This window comes from Pseudoalteromonas sp. US3C1004 (assembly GCF_048401065.1).
GTDB classification, from domain to species: domain Bacteria; phylum Pseudomonadota; class Gammaproteobacteria; order Enterobacterales; family Alteromonadaceae; genus Pseudoalteromonas; species Pseudoalteromonas undina.
The window spans coordinates 2,714,300-2,732,966 of sequence record NZ_CP183073.1 but is presented as its reverse complement, the minus strand read 5'-3'; the positions used below and the strand labels follow the sequence as shown (position 1 = coordinate 2,732,966).

Genomic DNA, 18,667 nt, shown 5'->3' with positions numbered 1-18,667 from the left:
CCTTACGCGCTGTTTATGGTTTTATTTTACGCGTTTAATGTATCAATAGTTAGTCTTTACATAACCTTTACACTGCTTTGCGTTACTTTGCATTGAGCCAGTTATAGTGAACACACTGGTTAGCAGCCAACAACCAACCCAATATAAAGGTGATGATTATGACTAAAGTAAACACGCTATCAAAATTAGTACTTATATGTGGCTTAACAGCTGCAACGCTCAGTGCGGGCAGCGCATTCGCAAAAGGCGATGGCTATAAACAAGGCCACTCTCAAGCGCGCTTTTTACTCTCTGAGCGAGCAGCAGATAAGCTGGCACTTACGCAAGATCAACAAACACAACTAAAAGCGATTTTTACAGCGCAAAAAACGCAAATTAAAGCGCTAAGAAGCCAAGACAAAAACGGACGTAAGGCACAGCGCCAAGCCTATAAAGCGCAAATGGATGCGTTATTGTCAGCGCCAAACTTTGATGAAAATGCAGCAAAAGAGTTATTAACCGCACGCCAAGATAAGAAACAGCAATTGGGGTTAATTAAATTAAAAACCCAGCATCAAGTAATGCAATTGCTTAACGCTGAGCAAAAAGAAAAGTTAGCTAAAATACAGCAGCGAATGAACAAAAAGCATCGCAAACATAAAACATAGCGTTTTAACACAAAGCAAAAAGCCAGCTAAATGCTGGCTTTTTAATATTGTGCGAGCGATTATTTAAAAAAGTCATCTTCATTTTTTGCCATCATTGCTTCAATGTCTTCAATCATGTCTTGATTGAATTCATCTGCAGAGGTGATAGGTGCTGAAATTTTATTATTTTCAAACGACCACTCACCTAAGTCAATAAGTTGGCAACGCTTTGAACAAAAAGGGCGGTGCGGACTTTGTGCTGACCATTCTACTTTTATTTTGCAGGTTGGGCAGTTAACCATAGTTGGCATAATTTACTCTCAAATTGATATAGGCTTAGCCGCTCAATTTATCGTTAAGCAACTAAGCATTTTATTTAAAAACTAGTAACACGGTTTATCTCAGCCAGAGAGGTAACACCCTCTGCTGCTTTTCGAAGACCTGATAAGCGTATGTTATTAAACCCTGCTTTAAGTGATACTTCGGCAATTTCTAGTGAGTTACCCCCACGCATAATAATTTGCGCAATTTCTGGAGTAACTTTCATAACTTCGTAAATACCAACACGGCCTTTGAAGCCATCTGTACAGTTTTCACAGCCTTTAGGGGCATATAAAACCATATCCTGTATTTGCTGTTCACTAAAGCCTTGGCGCATAAGTTCTTCACGGGGTAATTGCTCTGGCGTTTTACATTTAGAGCATAACCTTCGGGCTAAACGCTGGGCGATTATCAAGCTGATTGAACTGGCCACATTATACGCGGGTACGCCCATATTTAACAAACGGGTAATGGTTTCTGGTGCTGAGTTAGTATGTAATGTAGATAACACTAAGTGACCGGTTTGCGCCGCTTTAATTGATATTTCAGCGGTTTCTAAATCCCGTATTTCACCGACCATTACTACATCGGGATCTTGGCGTAAAAATGCCCGCAAAGCGTTAGCAAATGTCATGTCGGCTTTAGTGTTTATTTGTACTTGGTTAATCCCTTCGAGGTTAATTTCTACCGGATCTTCGGCGGTACTAATATTTCGCTCGGGCTGATTTAGTATATTTAAGCCCGTATACAGGGAGACGGTTTTACCCGAGCCAGTTGGGCCAGTAACTAAAATCATCCCCTGAGGTTGATTTAGTGCATCGAGGTAGAGCTCTTTCTGCTCAGGTTCATAGCCTAAAACATCAATACCTAACATGGCACTTGATGAATCGAGGATACGCATTACAATTTTTTCGCCCCACAAAGTGGGCATAGTACTAACACGAAAATCAATACTTTTACGTTCTGTCACTTTGAGTTTTATACGGCCATCTTGTGGCTTACGTTTTTCAGCGATATCAAGGCGTGACATAACTTTTATACGAGCAGATAGCTTACTGGCTAAGGTATTTGGCGGGCTGGCTACCTCATGCAAAATTCCGTCGATGCGAAAGCGAATACGATATTTATGTTCATAAGGTTCAAAGTGAAGATCCGAAGCGCCTTTTTTTATTGCGTCCATTAAAATTTTATTAATGTAGACAATAATAGGGGCGTCGTCTTTGTCATCGTCTTTTGGCGTATGATCTTTTTGTGGCTCAGAATCTAGTTCAGCAAACTCTTTAAATTCATCCTCACTTAAATTTAAGCTACCTGCAGCATCCAGTAGTTGCTCAATTTTATGGTCAAGCTGTAGGTAGTCAACTACTACCACTTCACACGATAAACCGGTGCTAAATTCAAAGTTTTCAAAAGCGCCGTAATCGGTAGGATCTGAAGCGGCAATATATACTTTCCTGCCTTTTTGTACCAAAGGTAAAATATGATGCTTGCGGATCAGCTTTTCTTTAACTAGCTCGGTAGGAATTTGTGCAACATTAAAATCTTTTAAATCAAAAAAAGGCACCCTAAACAAATCAATACATTGCTCAGCTAAATCGTTGCTATCTATTTTTCCGCATTTAGAAATAAGTTCTGCGGTTGACGCAAAGTCTTGCTGCCTGGCTTTTACGGTATCGGTATCAACCCGGCCGAGGGTAATAAATTTTCTTAGTAACGGTGAGTTAATATTCATTGCGCACCTGATTTAATCCTTCTTTACTCAGCAATTTATCAGAAAAAAGAAAGGAATACATTAATCGTACCAATGCAGCAGATAATTTACCGATAAAAATATCAGTTTATTGCGCTGTGATTGGGTCAGTCACTCTATATTGTAGACTTTGCTTGCTGTAAATAATAATTATGTAGCTTAAGTAAGTCTTGTTTTACATCGTTTAAATCGCGGTTATTATTTAAAATATCATCCGCTTTTTGTTGTTTATGCTCACGAGACATTTGTGCGTCAATTATTTGTTTTGCTTGTTCAGAGCTTATATTGTCACGTTTTGTGGTGCGGATAATTTGTATTTCTACTGGTACATCAATCAGCAAGGTGCGATTACAGTAGCTATCAAGCCCATTTTCGAATAATAACGGGGCAACTAAAACCACATAGTCGCTTTGCGCGTTTTTTAAGTCAGTGAGCAGTTTAGTGCGTATTAAAGGGTGCAACAGCGCATTGAGCCATGTTTTTTGCTCCGGATTACTAAAAATCCGGGCTCTTAGCTCGCCACGGTTTAATGCGCCATGTTCATCGAGTATGTCAGTGCCAAAATGCTCAACAATAGCTTTTAAACCATCAGTGCCAGGTTCAACTACTTGGCGAGCCACAATATCAGCATCAACAATAGTAATGCCTAGCTCTGCCAACATATCGCTAACTGCGGTTTTACCGCAGCCAATTCCGCCGGTTAGTCCCAATACCCAGTTGTTTTTATGATGTTGTGTATTGTTCATAGTTAGTAGCCAATAAAATTAAAATAGCTGTTTTGCAGTTGCGTCCCCCATAGCATAGTGATCCAACCTGCTATTGCTAAGTAAGGGCCAAAAGGAATAGGCGTTGCTTTGTCTTTACCTTGAATACTCAGTAGGGCAATGCCAATAACAGCGCCAACTACGCTTGAAAGTAAAATAACGGTCAATAACGATTGCCAACCCAGCAGTGCGCCAAACACCGCCAGTAATTTAAAGTCGCCATAACCCATACCTTCTTTGCCGGTTATTAACTTAAACAGCCAAAACACGCTCCATAAGCTTAAGTAACCACATGCTGCACCAATAATCGCATCGCTAGGGGCTATAGTATAACCCAATACTGAGGCGATTAACGCCAGCCATAAAAGCGGCAAAGTAAGCTGATCTGGCAGTAGCATGTGATCAATATCAACAAAAGTCAGTGCTACCAATGCCCAAGTCACTACAATGTACAATAAAGCCTGCTCTGTTACGCCAAAGGTGTAGGCAACCGCTAAACTTAAAATAGCGGTGATGGCTTCAACGGTTGGGTAACGCACTGAGATTGGGTTATCACAGGTTGCGCATTTACCTTTTAAAAATAACCAACTAAATATAGGAATGTTTTGCCATGGTTTAATGGCTGCTTCGCACTTAGGACAACATGAGTTGGGCTTAACTAAATTAAACGTGTCAGTAGTTTGTGAAGTGATCTGTTCAGTCTTTGGGCTGGTTAGTTCATCGGCTAATAATAAGCGGCATTCAGTTTGCCATTCTTTTTGCATCATTAGTGGCAAGCGATATATCACTACATTTAAAAAGCTACCTATACATAAACTTACTAGGCCAACCGTGGTCAAGTAAAACCATAGGTTTGCTTGCATCGCGTTGCTGATATCAATAAAAATACTTTGCATTTATTTTACCTAAAACTAAATTCTGTGTTGATAATACAGTGGTTTTACATAAGTGCAAAGTTAGGTTCGAGGTTTGGGCGACGGGCGACGAGATGCGGGGAACCACCGCGTTTTAATTGTTCTGTAGGCGGAGCTTTATGCCGCGCAAGGTCATTATTCACAATAGAGGTTAAGAGACGCTTCGCTTTTAGAGGTAGTTAAGGTTACGGGCGGCAAGCAGGGGTCTCGAACCCCGCGCCTAAAACCTGTCTAAATAACTGAACCTAGTTGGAATATAGGTAAGTACATGGCCACAATTAAGCCACCCACTAGCACGCCGAGTACCGCCATTATTAATGGCTCTAATAGGCTAGATAGGCCATCTACGGCGTCATCCACCTCTTGCTCATAAATAGTGGCCACTTTAGCCAGCATGCCATCAAGCGATCCTGACTCTTCACCAATGGCGACCATTTGTACCACCATATCGGGGAATATTTTTGAATTACGCATCGCCCAGTTCATTTGATTACCTGAGCTTACCTCAGCTTTTATTTCTAAAATAGCATAACGATAAACCGCATTACCTGAGGCACCGGCTGCAGAATCAAGCGCATCTACCAGCGGTACACCCGCAGCAAAGGTGGTCGATAAAGTACGCGCATAACGTGCCACGGCCGCTTTATTTAAAATCATACCTATAACAGGGAGCTTGAGTATGGCGCGGTCGGTGGCATCTCTGAGCGCTAAACTTCTGAGTGCGGCTTCTTTATATATGTAGCCAAATGCCATTACGGCAATCAATATCATCCACCAATACTCTTGCATAAATTCAGAAATGGCGATAACAAATAAAGTAAAAGCGGGCAGCTCTGCGCCAAAACCAGCAAATATTTCTTGAAACTGTGGTACTACAAATATCAGCAAGATAGAAGTTACAATACCTGCAACCACTAAAACCGATATAGGATAAAACATGGCTTTTTTAATTTTTGATTTTAGTGCTTCTGACTTTTCTTTATATAGCGCAACGCGGTCAAATATTTTATCCAGTGCACCAGATTGCTCACCAGAGGCCACTAAATCGCAATATAAATCATCAAAATAGCGAGGGTATTTTCTAAGTGCGTTAGAAAGCGGCAACCCTGCTTTGACTTCATCGCCAATAGCACTCATCAGCTTACTCACGCTTTTATTGGTGGAGCCTGAAGCTATCATCTCAATGGACTGAATTAGTGGTACACCCGCCATTAGCATAGTGGCAATTTGTCGAGTAACTAAGGCAATATCTTTCGGGGTTACTTTTTGTACGCTTTTTATACCAAACAGCGGCTTGGCTTTACGTTTAACTTTTGAGGGAGTAATGCCTTGTTTGCGTAACTGCGCTTTGACTAGTGCAATGCTTGATCCAGTAAGCTCACCCTCAAGCTTCTTGCCGCGAGCGCTTACACCTACCCATTGAAAGGTATCTAGGCCTTTATTTTCTTGCTTATTTGCCATATGAAACTCACTTGAATTAAACGGGGGTTAAATTACGCAATTAGTAAAAATTTATATAAAAAAAGCGCCCTACAGAGCGCTTATTAAAAGTTAAATACCGATCATAATTATAATTATAATTATAATTATAATTATGATGATGGTGTTGCAGCAGCAGCTTGAGGGCAGCTCTTTGGAGCTAGGCTAGCATCACCAGTAATGCCGGCTGTAGCACACGTCCAAGCTCCAGTTGTATCATTACGTGTCCAAGTTAAGGTTGCGCCATTGACTTGAGAAGGTGCATTTTGAACAGTACATACAATGGTATTTGCTGTAGCTGTAATTGCACAATTTTGCGTATCAGTATTGGTAACAGCTTTGATATCACCGATGGCAGAAACAGTTTCACCATTATTCTTCATTATTTCAAACTCAGTTTTAGCGCCTGTTATTTCAGCTAAACCAGCAGTTAGCTTAGATGAAGCTTGATAATTAGAATAAGCAGGCAGTGCTACTGCTGCTAAAATACCGATGATTGCTACTACAATCATTAATTCAATTAGGGTGAAACCCTTTTGGTTCTGTTGTGTCATTGTTTGCATGTTTCCTCTCCTAAAGGATAATGTTGTGGTAAGCCAAACGGGTATAAGTTTTTAAACTGTAACTTATGTGTTTACTTAACCTGTTACTACAAAAATAAAATCATTTTGCCAAATTTAGTGTTGTGTTTAAACGGTAAAATATTCTCCGCAAACACACGCACTGTGTGACGGTTATTCGTTACTCGTCCCTTATTTGAGTATAAGCCTAACTACTAAAAGTTAGTTATAATCCCCGTAAGTTACAAGTTAATAATGAAATAAACATTGTCATTTATTTCAAATTTGTAAGCTTTTGTATTTTCTCATTCTTTTAAACTAAGTTAATGCTAAAAACTAGTTGTTCGGTATGAGTCTAACACTGTTTATTGCGCTTTTGTATGTAAAAAACTGATAAAAAGCGCATTAATTTAATAACTTGTTATAAATAATCCTTTTGAATTATTTAATGCCCTTTTTTAAAGGCTGTCAATCAATTAGCCCGGGAATATATAAATAAATTTTACATTATTTACTCAAATCGCATCGATAAATCGATTGATTGTAAATTTTTTGTAAGTGCGCCGCTTGAAATAAAGTCAACCCCAGCTTGCGAGTATGCTTTTAGCGTTTCTAAGGTCATATTACCCGACACTTCAAGTTTAGCGCGCTTATTTGTAATGGTAACCGCTTGGCGTATTTGTTCTGGGTTAAAATTATCTAACATTATAATGTTGGCACCTGCGCTAATGGCTTGCTCTAGCTCATCAAACGATTCAACTTCAACCTCTATAGGTTTATCGGCATGATTTAGCTTAGCTTGAGCCACTGCGTTATTAATTCCTCCACAGGCTGCTATGTGGTTTTCTTTAATTAAAAACGCATCAAACAAACCAATTCGGTGGTTTGCACCGCCGCCACACTTAACTGCATATTTTTGCAATGCTCTTAGCCCCGGAATGGTTTTACGGGTATCGAGTAGTTGCGTGCTAGTGCCACTTAGCTCTTTTACATAGTGCGCTGTGGTGGTGGCTGTACCTGAAAGCGTTTGTACAAAATTAAGTGCAGTACGCTCTGCAGTTAAAATAGCGCGAGCAGAACCAGAGGCAGTAAATAAAGTGCTATTGGCACTAACAAAGTCGCCATCATTAACGCATATATTGACAACCACACTTGGGTCGACTTGTTTGAATACTTCAATGATTAGGTCTTTGCCACAAAAAATGCAGTCTTCACGGGTGATCACTTTCGCATTGGCTTGCTCTGCTTGCGGAATAAGCTGTGCGGTAATATCGCCTTGTTCTGCGCTTTGGTAATTTAGGTCTTCATCTAGTGCTAAGGTAACAAGTTGGCTAATTAGGGTATGCGAAATAGACATGAAAAAGCTCATAATAGATAATAAATTAACTAAATTTTACTCTGTTTAATTACTAAATAGAAGCCGCTAACAACTAAACTAAAAAGCTAGCGCTTAATTAACGCGTTAATCATATTTTATCGTTTGGTATTACGCTATCTTTATAGGGTTAAATCTATTAGCATCTTGATATACATCAATTTTGGTTGATTAACCTGAGCTCTAGATAATAAATCTATCTCAAGCTGCTATTTTGAGTAAACACTGTGTTGAATTTACTTGTAATAGTGTTTTAAAGTTTTCGGGCAACGGGTTTAAACCTTAACCCAACTTCTATCATTTTACTCAAAGAGCAATTGGCATCGGGCTACATAAATTTAAATCAAATAGTATGAAAATAGATTCTTTAGGCGTTATAAATAATATTACCCAGCGTGCGTGTAGTCACTTTGATGACCGCCCTGCGTATAATGATATATCGCTGTTGGTTATTCATAATATTTCATTGCCTGCAGGGCAGTTTAATACTCCCTATGTTGATGACTTATTTATGGGGAATATTGATTGCAATGCACACCCTAGCTTTACTGATTTAGCAGGGCTTAGAGTGTCTGCACATTGTTTTATTAAGCGCTGTGGTGAAATTATACAGTATGTGCCTTTTGAAAAACGTGCATGGCATGCGGGGCGTTCCTGCTTTGCTGGACAACAAAATTGTAATGATTTTAGTATAGGTATAGAGCTTGAGGGCACTGATACAACTAATTATACCGATGCGCAATATCAAAGTTTAGCCACATTGGCGCAAGCTATAATGCAGCGCTACCCAAAAATAACAGCCAGTAATATAGTAGGGCACTGCGATATTGCCCCTGGGCGAAAAACCGACCCTGGAGAGAGTTTTAACTGGCGTAAATTTTTTAACCTAATTGAATAACTAAGTAAAGCGAGTAGCAACATGATTTTGGTTTCAATAATAATAGCACTGATACTTGAGCGTTTAGGTGCTCGCTCTGCGCATTGGCAAATGAGTTATTACGCTAATGGCTACTTAACTCGCTCTGTTAATTTATTGACCAATAAAGGTTTATTTGGCACAGCTACGGGGTTTTTAATTTGGCTATTCCTGCCTGTGATTGCTATTGGGTGTGTGTATTTTTTATCTGACTTTGTACTTTGGCAGCTTGTTTTTAATGTGGCAGTGTTATTGGTGTGCTTTGGTTGTGCTAAACAGCGTGCTTTGTATAAGTCGTACCTCAATGCATTAACTCGAGGTGATCAAACTGCAGCTACCTTATACGCTTTGCAATTGGGACAAAAGCGCACAGAGGAGCAACAAGGCGGTGAAACCTTAGGGCAAACGCTGGCTTGGGTTAACTTTCGATTTTATTGTGCGGTTATATTTTGGTTTGTGGTATTGGGTGTTGCCGGTGCTGTTTTTTATGCGCTAGTGCGCACTTTTGCCGACTTAGTGAGTGACAATCGTGATGAAGTAATTGCTAAGCATTTTAAGTTAATCCACCGTTTATTGTTTTGGCTAGATTGGCTCCCAGCGCGTATTACCAGTTTTGGTTATTTAGTGATTGGTAACTTTAATAAAGGGACTAGCTGTTGGCTGCATTACGTGTTTGACTTTTCAAGCCCTAATCGCAAGGTGGTTACTTATACGGCTCTAGCGGCTGAACAAGTTGAAGAGCGCTATTATGGTTGCACCTTTGAAGCCACCTGCATGATCAAACTGGTTAAGCGCAATGTACTTTTTTATTTAGTATTAATTGCCTTAATGACTTTATTTGGTGGTTTAAGTTAAAGAGCAGGGGTTAGGTTCTAGGTATTAGTTGGCGGGCTACGAGCAATGAGCAACGGGGAACGGGGAACGGGCTTAAAACCTTTGATTTTTAACCTAGACCCTAAATATGCGGGAGATAAACTCTCGATTACAATAAAATAAAGGTATGTTTGTATGAGGCGCTACGTTTTATCCTACTGCCGAACCCCGAACCCCGAACCCCGAACCCCGAACCCCGAACCCCGAACCCCGAACCCCGAACCCCGAACCCCGAACCCCGAACCCCGAACCCCGAACCCCGAACCCCGAACCCCGAACCCCGAACCCCGAACCCCGAACCCCGAACCCCGAACCCCGAACCCCGAACCCCGAACCCCGAACCCCGAACCCCGAACCCCGAACCCCGAACCCCGAACCCCGAACCCCAAAGTTAGCTGGTCTGACCATTTGTTTTTCATCTTATTAACCTTTCTTTATCCTCTGTGATCTGTGTATTATTTGAACTTTGTTTAAATTACGTTACGCTGGCCTTAGGGCTTTAAAACTGCTGTAAATTGACAGTAATTACGGTTTTTGATAACGTATGACAAAATTTGGTATGACCAATTTACCTTTTGGTCAGGTCATTCAGTTAAAAGCCTTATTTAATGGGCTGCTAGCACTTATACAACGCGGACGTTGATTGATGTCTTTAAAAATTAAAGCGGCAAAATTATCTGATGTTATTTTACAACAACTTGAGAACATGATTCTTGAGGGGTCGTTAGCACCAGGAGAAAAGTTACCACCGGAGCGTGAACTCGCTAAGCAATTTGAAGTGTCGCGTCCGTCGTTGCGTGAAGCCATTCAAAAGCTTGAGGCAAAAGGGCTTGTAACCCGTCGTCAAGGTGGTGGAACGTATGTAAAAAATCAATTGGAAGAGGGGCTGACTGATCCGTTGTTTGATTTGATCAGTAAACACCCCGAATCGCAATTTGATTTATTAGAATTTCGTCATGCGCTAGAGGGAATTGCGGCTTATTACGCAGCACTTCGCGGCACAAGCAACGATTTTGCAAAAGTAAAACAAAGCTTTGATCAGATTGCATTAGCTAAAGATGAATTAAAGCAAAAAGCCAAAGCGATTAATGATTTTCATTTTTGCATCGCTGAGGCGTCTCATAACGTAGTGTTACTGCATTTAGTAAGAGGGATGCAAAGCTTACTTGAGCAGAATGTTTTACAAAATTTAACGGTATTACTTAAAAAGTCAGATATAAGCAGCCAATTAGCCGAGCATAGACGCTTATTAATGGATGCAGTGATTGACGGTAATCCTGAACAAGCTCGCTTAGCGAGTAATGCGCATTTAGCCTATATTGAAGAAGCATTGCTTGAAGCGGGTAAAGAGCATTCGCGAATTGAACGTAGTTTAAGACGCACCAAACAAAATTAAGCAAGTACATTCACTTTTAACTTGAGTTAACAGTGAAGTATTCAATACATAAAATTAGTATTTTAAACATAAGGAAACCTCCATATGTCTGAAGTCAATAAAATTGACGTAGACGCGCTAGAAACACAAGAGTGGTTACAAGCTCTTGAATCGGTTGTGCGCGAAGAAGGTGTTGAACGAGCTCAGTTTTTACTTGAGCAAGTGTTAGAACAAGCCCGTTTAGACGGTGTTGATATGCCAACAGGCATTAACACAAACTACGTTAATACGATTCCGGTTGATCAAGAACCTGCCTACCCTGGTGATGTAAATCTTGAGCGCCGTATTCGTTCAATTATTCGCTGGAACGCGATTATGATTGTATTGCGTGCATCGAAAAAAGATCTCGACTTAGGCGGCCATATGGCGTCTTACCAATCGTCTGCTGCATTTTACGAAGTATGTTTCAACCATTTCTTCAAAGCGCCAAATGATGTTGATGGCGGCGATTTAGTCTATTACCAAGGTCATATTTCTCCGGGTATTTATGCGCGTGCATTTGTTGAAGGACGTTTAAGTGCCGAACAGCTTGATAATTTCCGTCAGGAAGTAGATGGTAAAGGCCTACCTTCTTACCCTCATCCTAAATTAATGCCTGAGTTTTGGCAGTTCCCAACAGTATCTATGGGCTTAGGTCCAATTTCTTCAATTTACCAAGCACGTTTCTTAAAATATTTAGATGGCCGTGGATTAAAAGACACTAAAAACCAACGTGTATATGCGTTTTTAGGTGATGGTGAAATGGATGAGCCAGAATCACGTGGTGCTATTTCTTTTGCTGCCCGTGAGAAGCTAGATAACCTATGTTACTTAGTTAACTGTAACCTACAGCGCTTAGATGGCCCTGTAATGGGTAATGGTAAAATCATTCAAGAGCTAGAAGGCCTATTTAAAGGCGCTGGCTGGAATGTTATTAAACTTGTTTGGGGCAGCGGTTGGGATATTCTGCTTGCTAAAGACACCACAGGTAAATTACTACAGTTAATGAACGAAACTGTTGATGGTGATTACCAAACATATAAAGCAAAAGATGGCGCGTACGTACGAGAACATTTCTTTGGTCGTTATCCAGAAACAGCAGCACTTGTTGCTGATATGACAGATGAAGAAATTTTCGCCCTTAAGCGCGGTGGTCATGAGCCTTCAAAACTGTTTGCAGCCTTTAAAAAAGCAGAAGAGACGAAAGGTCGTCCAACAGTGATCCTTGCTAAAACAGTAAAAGGTTACGGCATGGGTGAAGCGGCTGAAGGTAAAAACATTGCGCACCAAGTTAAGAAAATGGATATGTCGCATGTGGCTCACTTACGCTCTCGTTTAGGCTTAGATGATTTAGTATCTGAAGAGCAATTAAAAGAGCTACCATACTTAGAGCTTGAAAAAGATTCTCCAGAGTACAAGTATCTTCATGCTCGTCGTGATGCGCTACAAGGTTACACGCCAACACGTATCGCTAAGTTCTCTGAAAAATTACAGTTACCAGAAGTAGATGCGTTCAAGCCATTACTTGAAGAGCAAAAACGTGATATTTCAACCACTATGGGCTTTGTCCGTGCACTTAATATCTTATTAAAAGATAAAGGTATTGGTAAAAATATTGTGCCAATTATTGCCGATGAAGCACGTACTTTTGGTATGGAAGGTTTATTCCGTCAAATCGGTATTTACAACCCACATGGCCAAAATTACACCCCTCAAGACCGTGATATTGTTTCTTACTACAAAGAAGCAACCTCAGGGCAGGTATTACAAGAAGGGATTAACGAGCTAGGTGCAATGTCGTCATGGGTTGCTGCTGCAACATCTTACAGCACCAACGACTTACCGATGATCCCATTCTACATTTACTACTCTATGTTTGGTTTCCAACGTGTTGGTGACATGGCATGGATGGCAGGGGATCAACAAGCACGTGGTTTCTTATTAGGTGCTACAGCGGGTCGTACAACGCTAAATGGCGAAGGCTTACAACATGAAGATGGCCACAGCCACATTCTTGCAAACACAGTACCTAACTGTATTTCTTACGATCCTACTTATGCATTTGAAGTAGCGGTTATCGTGCAAGACGGTATTCGTCGTATGTACGGTGAAGAGCAAGAAAATATTTACTACTACCTAACGCTAATGAACGAAAACTACCATCAGCCAGCAATGCCAGAAGGCGCTGAAGAAGGTATTCGTAAAGGTATCTACAAGCTAGAAAGCTACGAAGGTAAAAAAGCCAACGTACAGCTATTAAGCTCAGGTACTATTATGACTGAAGTGCGTAAAGCTGCGGCAATTTTAAGCGAAGAGTTTGGTATTGCGTCTGATGTTTACTCAGTAACTTCATTCAATGAACTTACCCGTGATGGACAAGATGTTGAACGTTTCAACATGCTTAACCCAGAAAGCGAGCAAAAAACGCCATACATCACTAGCGTATTAAACGATTCAGTAACTGTTGCTGCAACGGATTACATGAAAAACTACGCAGAACAAGCGCGTTCATTTATCCCAAGCAATAACTACAAAGTATTGGGTACAGATGGTTACGGTCGTTCAGACAGCCGTGAAAACCTACGTCGTCACTTTGAAGTTAACGCAAGCTACGTGGTAGTTGCGACATTATCTGAACTTGCTAAACGTGGTGAAGTTGAAAAGTCAGTGGTTGTTGAAGCTATTAAAAAATTCAACATTGACACTAACAAACTAAATCCACTGTACGCATAAGAGGTTTGCAATGAGTATTGAAATTAAAGTACCTGATATCGGTGGCGATGAAGTAGAAGTAACCGAAATACTAGTGAGCGTTGGCGATAAAGTTGAAGTTGACCAATCACTATTAAGTGTTGAAGGTGATAAAGCTGCGATGGAAGTACCTGCTGAACAAGCCGGTACGGTAAAAGAAATTAAAGTAAATGTGGGTGACACTGTTACCACAGGCACTTTAGTGTTCATCTTTGAAGGTGAAGCGCAAGATTCTGCTGCTGACTCTAAAGAAGCTGAAAAAACCGAGGAAGCTGCACCTGCTGCGTCATCGGCTTCATCAACCAAAGAAGTCACTGTGCCAGATATTGGTGATGACGAAGTTGAAGTAACTGAAATTATGGTTGCAGTTGGTGATAGCGTAGAAGAAGAGCAATCTATCTTAAACGTTGAAGGCGACAAAGCGGCAATGGAAGTACCAGCACCCTTTGCCGGTACAGTAAAAGAAATTAAAGTAAATACTGGTGACAAAGTGAAAACGGGTTCATTAGTATTTGTTTTTGAAGTGTCAGGTGGTGATAACCAAAGTGCCCCTGCAGCTGATTCAAAAGCACAAGAGAAGCCTGCTGAACAAACATCGGCATCAAGCACTAAAGAAGTTAGCGTGCCTGATATTGGTGATGACGAAGTTGAAGTAACAGAAGTTATGGTTGCGGTTGGCGATAGCGTAGAAGAAGAGCAATCTATCTTAAACGTTGAAGGCGACAAAGCAGCTATGGAAGTACCGGCGCCGTTTGCAGGTACTGTTAAAGAGATTAAAGTAGCGACTGGCGATAAAGTTAAAACTGGCTCATTGATTTTTGTATTTGAAGTGGCGGGTAGTGCACCAGCTGCAGCACCTGCAGAAAAATCAGCACCAGCGCCTAAAACAGAATCTAAGCCGGCAGCTCAGGCTGAGTCAAAATCAGCAGCATCATCTGCTAAAGCAAGCTCTGAAAGCTTTGAAAACAATAGCGCTTATGCACATGCATCGCCAGTGGTTCGCCGTTTAGCACGTGAGTTTGGTATTAACCTTGCCAACGTTAAAGGCACGGGCCGTAAAAACCGTGTTGTTAAAGAAGACGTGCAAAACTATGTTAAGCAACTGGTTAAGCAAGTTGAGTCTGGTCAAGTATCAGCAGCTAAAGGCAATGCTGGTGGCGGTGAGCTTGGTTTAATTCCATGGCCAAAAGTTGATTTTGCTAAGTTTGGTGAAATAGAAGAGAAAAAACTCTCTCGTATTCAAAAGCTGTCAGGTAAAAACTTACACCGTAACTGGGTGCAAATCCCACATGTTACCCAGTTTGATGAAGCGGATATCACGAGCCTTGAGCAGTTCCGTAAAGAGCAAAATGCCCTTAACGAGAAGAAAAAGCTGGGTGTTAAAATTACGCCATTAGTATTTGTAATGAAAGCAGCTGCTAAAGCGCTTGCTGAGTTCCCTACATTTAACTCATCGCTTTCAGAGGATGGCGAAAGCTTAATCCTTAAAAAGTACATTAATATTGGTGTAGCGGTTGATACGCCAAATGGCTTAGTTGTACCAGTATTTAAAGATGTTGATAAAAAAGGCATTATTGAACTATCTCGTGAACTAATGGAAGTATCTGTTAAAGCGCGTGATGGCAAGTTAAGTTCATCAGATATGCAAGGTGGTTGTTTTACTATTTCAAGCCTAGGTGGCATTGGCGGTACGGCATTTACGCCGATTGTGAATGCGCCTGAGGTGGCAATTTTAGGTGTGTCAAAATCTGAAATGAAGCCTAAGTGGAATGGTAAAGAGTTTGAGCCTAAGCTAATGGTTCCACTTTCAATGTCTTACGACCATAGAGTGATTGACGGTGCACTTGCTGCACGCTTTACTGTTACTCTTGCAAGTTACATGAGTGATATACGCCAGTTAGTGATGTGATCACTACAGAGTGAGTAAAATCAAATCCCAGCCAGTTGTTTTTAGCTGGGATTTTTATCATTTGCAATGATACAATATTTGCACAAATGCCCTTTTCTGCCTTGCAGAAACATGGCAGTTAAATTTTGGGGCTGTGTCCCGTTCAAACAATAAAGGTAATAGCATGAGCAACGAATTAAAAACTCAAGTTGTTGTACTAGGCGGTGGTCCTGGTGGTTACTCTGCGGCTTTTCGCGCTGCTGACTTGGGCTTAGAAGTTACATTAGTAGAATCTCGCGAGACATTAGGCGGTGTATGTCTTAATGTTGGTTGTATTCCTTCTAAAGCACTTTTACACGTAGCTAAAGTGATTGATGATGCTGCAGAAATGTCATCTCACGGCGTTACTTTTGGCGCACCAAAAATTGACTTAGATGAAGTTCGTTCTTGGAAAGACTCTGTTGTTGGCCAGCTTACAGGTGGCTTAGACGGCATGGCTAAAATGCGTAAAGTAAAAGTTGTATCTGGTTACGGTAAATTTACTGGTAGCAACACTTTAGATGTTGAAGGCGCTGACGGTAAAACAACCATTACCTTTGATAACGCAATTATTGCTGCGGGTTCTAAACCTGTAAACTTACCTTTCATCCCAGAAGATGATCGCGTTATTGATTCAACGGGCGCGCTAGAGCTTAAAGATGTTCCTGAAAAGTTACTTGTTTTAGGTGGTGGTATTATCGGTCTTGAAATGGGTACGGTTTACCGTGCACTAGGTTCTGCAATTGATGTTGTAGAATTTGCAGACCAACTTGTTCCTGCTGCTGATAAAGACATCATTAAAATTTACCAAAAGCATGTTAAAGACAAGTTTAATGTAATGCTTTCAACTAAAGTAACTGGCGTTGAAGCAAAAGACGACGGTTTATATGTTACGTTTGAAGGCAAAAATGCACCGGCAGAGCCAGTACGTTACGACAAAGTACTTGTTGCTGTAGGTCGTACACCAAATGGTAACATGTTAGACGCTGATAAAGCGGGTGTGAATGTTGATGAGCGTGGTTTTATTAACGTTGATAAGCAATTACGTACTAACGTAGAACATATTTTTGCGATTGGTGACTTAGTGGGTCAACCTATGCTTGCGCATAAAGCGGTTCATGAAGGCCATGTTGCAGCAGAAGTTATCTCTGGTCAAAAACATTACTTTGATCCTAAGTGTATTCCTTCAATTGCTTATACTGACCCTGAAATTGCATGGGCGGGTGTAACTGAAAAAGAAGCGAAAGAGCAAGGTTTAAGCATTGAAACAGCTGTATTCCCTTGGGCTGCATCGGGTCGTGCTATTGCTTCTTCACGTACTGAAGGTTCTACTAAGCTTATTTTTGATAAAGAAAGCGGCCGTATTATCGGTGGTGCTATGATTGGTATTAACGCAGGCGAAATGCTGGGCGAAATCGGTCTAGGTATTGAAATGGGTGCAGATGGTGAAGACCTAGCGCTAACAATTCATGCTCACCCAACATTGAACGAATCAATCGGCCTTGCTGCTGAAATTTTTGAAGGTTCAATCACTGATTTACCAAACAAAAAAGCAGTTAAAAAGAAGAAGTAATTTCTTTTAGTTAATCGCGATAAAAAACCCAAGCCTCGGCTTGGGTTTTTTGTTTTTATAGCCGTCAGCCGTCAGCCGTCAGCCGTCAGCCGTCAGCCGTCAGCCGTCAGCCGTCAGTAAAGACAAGCTCCCTTGACACTTAAGTTAATATGAGCAAAATTTTGTAGCTGATAGCTGATAGCTGATAGCTGATAGCTGATAGCTGATAGCTGATAGCTGATAGCTGATAGCTGATAGCTGATAGCTGATAGCTGATAGCTGATAGCTGATAGCTGATAGCTGATAGCTGATAGCTGATAGCTGATATCTAATTTCTTTTATTTTAGCTACAATGCGCAGCCATCAGTTTATAGGTAATTAACCACAGTGACCCAGAGTTTAAAAAATTCAGTTTTAGCATTACGTGCTCAGCAAATAAGTGAATCTCGACGTGAGTTTAATGCCCGTGGTGGAAAAATGGATCGTTGTGATCAATGCTTAATTGCCAAGCATTACTGTATTTGTGAGGGCGCTGAGTACGCAAGCTGTAGCGCTGCAGTATGCTTACTTATGTATCACAATGAAAGTTTTAAACCGTCTAATACAGGGCGTTTAATTGCGGAAATAGTGCCTGATAATTATGCGTTTCGTTGGGATAGAACCTCCCCAGATCCTGCTTTATTAGCATTGTTGAATAATGATAAATATCAGCCTTTTGTGATTTTTCCGGCTGAAGATGTTGAAACTGATAGGGTGGTAACCCAGGTTGAAACGCATGCAGGTAAACAGCCATTGTTTATATTTTTAGATGGTACATGGCGAGAAGCTAAAAAAATGATTCGTAAGAGTCCTTATTTAGATAACTTACCTGTGCTGTCTATTACCGCAGAAAAACTCTCTGATTACCGATTACGTGTAGCGCCTCATGCTCATCAGTTAGGTACGGCAGAAGTGGCTATTATGGTATTAGCATTGGCTGGTGAAGTTGATGCGAGCACTAAATTAGAACAGCATTTTATTAAGTTTCGCGACGCTTATTTACTTGGTAAGCGTAATAAAGGTAGGCCCGAATAAAAAGCAGGGCACGAACATTCAAAAAACTGAGTTTAATGCTTGTTCATAGTTTGAATGTATATAATCTTGGCTGACCGCTGACCGCTGACCGCTGACCGCTGACCGCTGACCGCTGACCGCTGACCGCTGACCGCTGACCGCTGACCGCTGACTTTCAGGCAAAAGAAAAGCGCGAACCATCTCTAGTCGCGCTTGCGGAATCTTCTAACTTTGTTGCATCCTGCAATTGAACCTAATCAACTCCAATTTTTACGATCCGTGTTATTACAATATTACTTTCTAGTTCTATGTAATATAGGCTATCCGGGCCTGTCTCCATAAATCCCTAAAACATCCTGTATGGTAAAATCTATTACCAATCCTTATTGCAC

The 18,667-nt window shown here is 40.9% G+C and carries 15 protein-coding genes; 8 read left to right on the top strand and 7 right to left on the bottom strand.

Annotated elements, in window-relative coordinates; all coding sequences use genetic code 11:
- The first annotated feature begins 158 nt into the window (after positions 1-158).
- Positions 159-647 (top strand): Spy/CpxP family protein refolding chaperone, encoded by a 489-nt coding sequence (locus ACNSN3_RS12760; protein ID WP_418607619.1) that lies wholly within the window; start codon positions 159-161, stop codon positions 645-647.
- 59 nt (positions 648-706) lie between these two features.
- Here the strand turns inward: ACNSN3_RS12760 and yacG are convergent, their stop codons facing one another.
- The 7 genes from yacG to nadC all read right to left on the bottom strand — a co-directional run bounded on the left by yacG (position 707) and on the right by nadC (position 7,771).
- The gene (gene yacG, locus ACNSN3_RS12755) at positions 707-937 is read right to left on the bottom strand and encodes a DNA gyrase inhibitor YacG (RefSeq protein ID WP_010391853.1); all 231 of its coding nucleotides are present in this window, start codon (positions 935-937) and stop codon (positions 707-709) included.
- A gap of 65 nt (positions 938-1,002) precedes the next feature.
- Positions 1,003-2,679: a type IV-A pilus assembly ATPase PilB gene (gene pilB, locus ACNSN3_RS12750; protein WP_418607617.1), complete on the bottom strand. Its 1,677-nt coding sequence runs from the start codon at positions 2,677-2,679 to the stop codon at positions 1,003-1,005.
- A 134-nt stretch (positions 2,680-2,813) separates the two neighbouring features.
- On the bottom strand, positions 2,814-3,443 hold the full coding sequence (gene coaE / locus ACNSN3_RS12745) for a dephospho-CoA kinase (RefSeq protein ID WP_418607615.1): 630 nt from the start codon (positions 3,441-3,443) through the stop codon (positions 2,814-2,816).
- Between the two features lie 2 nt (positions 3,444-3,445).
- Entirely contained in the window at positions 3,446-4,357 is a 912-nt protein-coding gene (locus ACNSN3_RS12740; RefSeq protein ID WP_418607614.1) for a prepilin peptidase, read from the bottom strand.
- Between the two features lie 249 nt (positions 4,358-4,606).
- Complete coding sequence (locus ACNSN3_RS12735) at positions 4,607-5,836, bottom strand: type II secretion system F family protein (RefSeq protein ID WP_418607612.1); 1,230 nt, start codon at positions 5,834-5,836, stop codon at positions 4,607-4,609.
- Positions 5,837-5,967: 131 nt separating this feature from the next.
- Entirely contained in the window at positions 5,968-6,417 is a 450-nt protein-coding gene (locus ACNSN3_RS12730; protein ID WP_010391865.1) for a pilin, read from the bottom strand.
- Between the two features lie 508 nt (positions 6,418-6,925).
- Positions 6,926-7,771 carry a carboxylating nicotinate-nucleotide diphosphorylase gene (gene nadC, locus ACNSN3_RS12725; protein ID WP_418607610.1) on the bottom strand — a complete coding sequence of 282 codons (846 nt, stop codon included), beginning with the start codon at positions 7,769-7,771 and terminating at the stop codon, positions 6,926-6,928.
- Positions 7,772-8,141: 370 nt separating this feature from the next.
- On the opposite strand from nadC, the gene ampD reads away from it, so the two are divergent.
- From ampD to ACNSN3_RS12690, 7 genes are all read left to right on the top strand, one after another.
- On the top strand, positions 8,142-8,687 hold the full coding sequence (ampD, locus tag ACNSN3_RS12720) for a 1,6-anhydro-N-acetylmuramyl-L-alanine amidase AmpD (RefSeq protein WP_418607608.1): 546 nt from the start codon (positions 8,142-8,144) through the stop codon (positions 8,685-8,687).
- 21 nt (positions 8,688-8,708) lie between these two features.
- The gene (gene ampE, locus ACNSN3_RS12715; RefSeq protein WP_055013474.1) at positions 8,709-9,560 is read left to right on the top strand and encodes a beta-lactamase regulator AmpE; all 852 of its coding nucleotides are present in this window, start codon (positions 8,709-8,711) and stop codon (positions 9,558-9,560) included.
- Positions 9,561-10,224: 664 nt separating this feature from the next.
- Entirely contained in the window at positions 10,225-10,974 is a 750-nt protein-coding gene (gene pdhR / locus ACNSN3_RS12710; protein ID WP_008114937.1) for a pyruvate dehydrogenase complex transcriptional repressor PdhR, read from the top strand.
- A gap of 84 nt (positions 10,975-11,058) precedes the next feature.
- Positions 11,059-13,725, top strand: coding sequence for a pyruvate dehydrogenase (acetyl-transferring), homodimeric type (aceE, locus tag ACNSN3_RS12705; protein ID WP_010391663.1), 2,667 nt, complete (start codon positions 11,059-11,061; stop codon positions 13,723-13,725).
- A 10-nt stretch (positions 13,726-13,735) separates the two neighbouring features.
- Positions 13,736-15,652: a pyruvate dehydrogenase complex dihydrolipoyllysine-residue acetyltransferase gene (aceF, locus tag ACNSN3_RS12700; RefSeq protein ID WP_055013466.1), complete on the top strand. Its 1,917-nt coding sequence runs from the start codon at positions 13,736-13,738 to the stop codon at positions 15,650-15,652.
- A gap of 163 nt (positions 15,653-15,815) precedes the next feature.
- Positions 15,816-17,243 (top strand): dihydrolipoyl dehydrogenase, encoded by a 1,428-nt coding sequence (gene lpdA, locus ACNSN3_RS12695; protein ID WP_008114944.1) that lies wholly within the window; start codon positions 15,816-15,818, stop codon positions 17,241-17,243.
- Positions 17,244-17,609: 366 nt separating this feature from the next.
- On the top strand, positions 17,610-18,296 hold the full coding sequence (locus tag ACNSN3_RS12690; protein WP_055012491.1) for a tRNA-uridine aminocarboxypropyltransferase: 687 nt from the start codon (positions 17,610-17,612) through the stop codon (positions 18,294-18,296).
- Positions 18,297-18,667 lie beyond the last annotated feature (371 nt).

Bases quoted from the DNA above. Each gene is read 5' to 3' on its own strand.
- lpdA (WP_008114944.1), top strand. From the start codon at position 15,816: ATGAGCAACGAATTAAAAACTCAAGTTGTTGTACTAGGCGGTGGTCCT.
- ACNSN3_RS12735 (WP_418607612.1), bottom strand. From the start codon at position 5,836: ATGGCAAATAAGCAAGAAAATAAAGGCCTAGATACCTTTCAATGGGTA.
- nadC (WP_418607610.1), bottom strand. From the start codon at position 7,771: ATGTCTATTTCGCATACCCTAATTAGCCAACTTGTTACCTTAGCACTA.
- ACNSN3_RS12760 (WP_418607619.1), top strand. From the start codon at position 159: ATGACTAAAGTAAACACGCTATCAAAATTAGTACTTATATGTGGCTTA.
- ACNSN3_RS12740 (WP_418607614.1), bottom strand. From the start codon at position 4,357: ATGCAAAGTATTTTTATTGATATCAGCAACGCGATGCAAGCAAACCTA.
- yacG (WP_010391853.1), bottom strand. From the start codon at position 937: ATGCCAACTATGGTTAACTGCCCAACCTGCAAAATAAAAGTAGAATGG.
- coaE (WP_418607615.1), bottom strand. From the start codon at position 3,443: ATGAACAATACACAACATCATAAAAACAACTGGGTATTGGGACTAACC.
- aceE (WP_010391663.1), top strand. From the start codon at position 11,059: ATGTCTGAAGTCAATAAAATTGACGTAGACGCGCTAGAAACACAAGAG.
- ampE (WP_055013474.1), top strand. From the start codon at position 8,709: ATGATTTTGGTTTCAATAATAATAGCACTGATACTTGAGCGTTTAGGT.
- ACNSN3_RS12730 (WP_010391865.1), bottom strand. From the start codon at position 6,417: ATGCAAACAATGACACAACAGAACCAAAAGGGTTTCACCCTAATTGAA.
- aceF (WP_055013466.1), top strand. From the start codon at position 13,736: ATGAGTATTGAAATTAAAGTACCTGATATCGGTGGCGATGAAGTAGAA.
- pdhR (WP_008114937.1), top strand. From the start codon at position 10,225: ATGTCTTTAAAAATTAAAGCGGCAAAATTATCTGATGTTATTTTACAA.
- pilB (WP_418607617.1), bottom strand. From the start codon at position 2,679: ATGAATATTAACTCACCGTTACTAAGAAAATTTATTACCCTCGGCCGG.
- ampD (WP_418607608.1), top strand. From the start codon at position 8,142: ATGAAAATAGATTCTTTAGGCGTTATAAATAATATTACCCAGCGTGCG.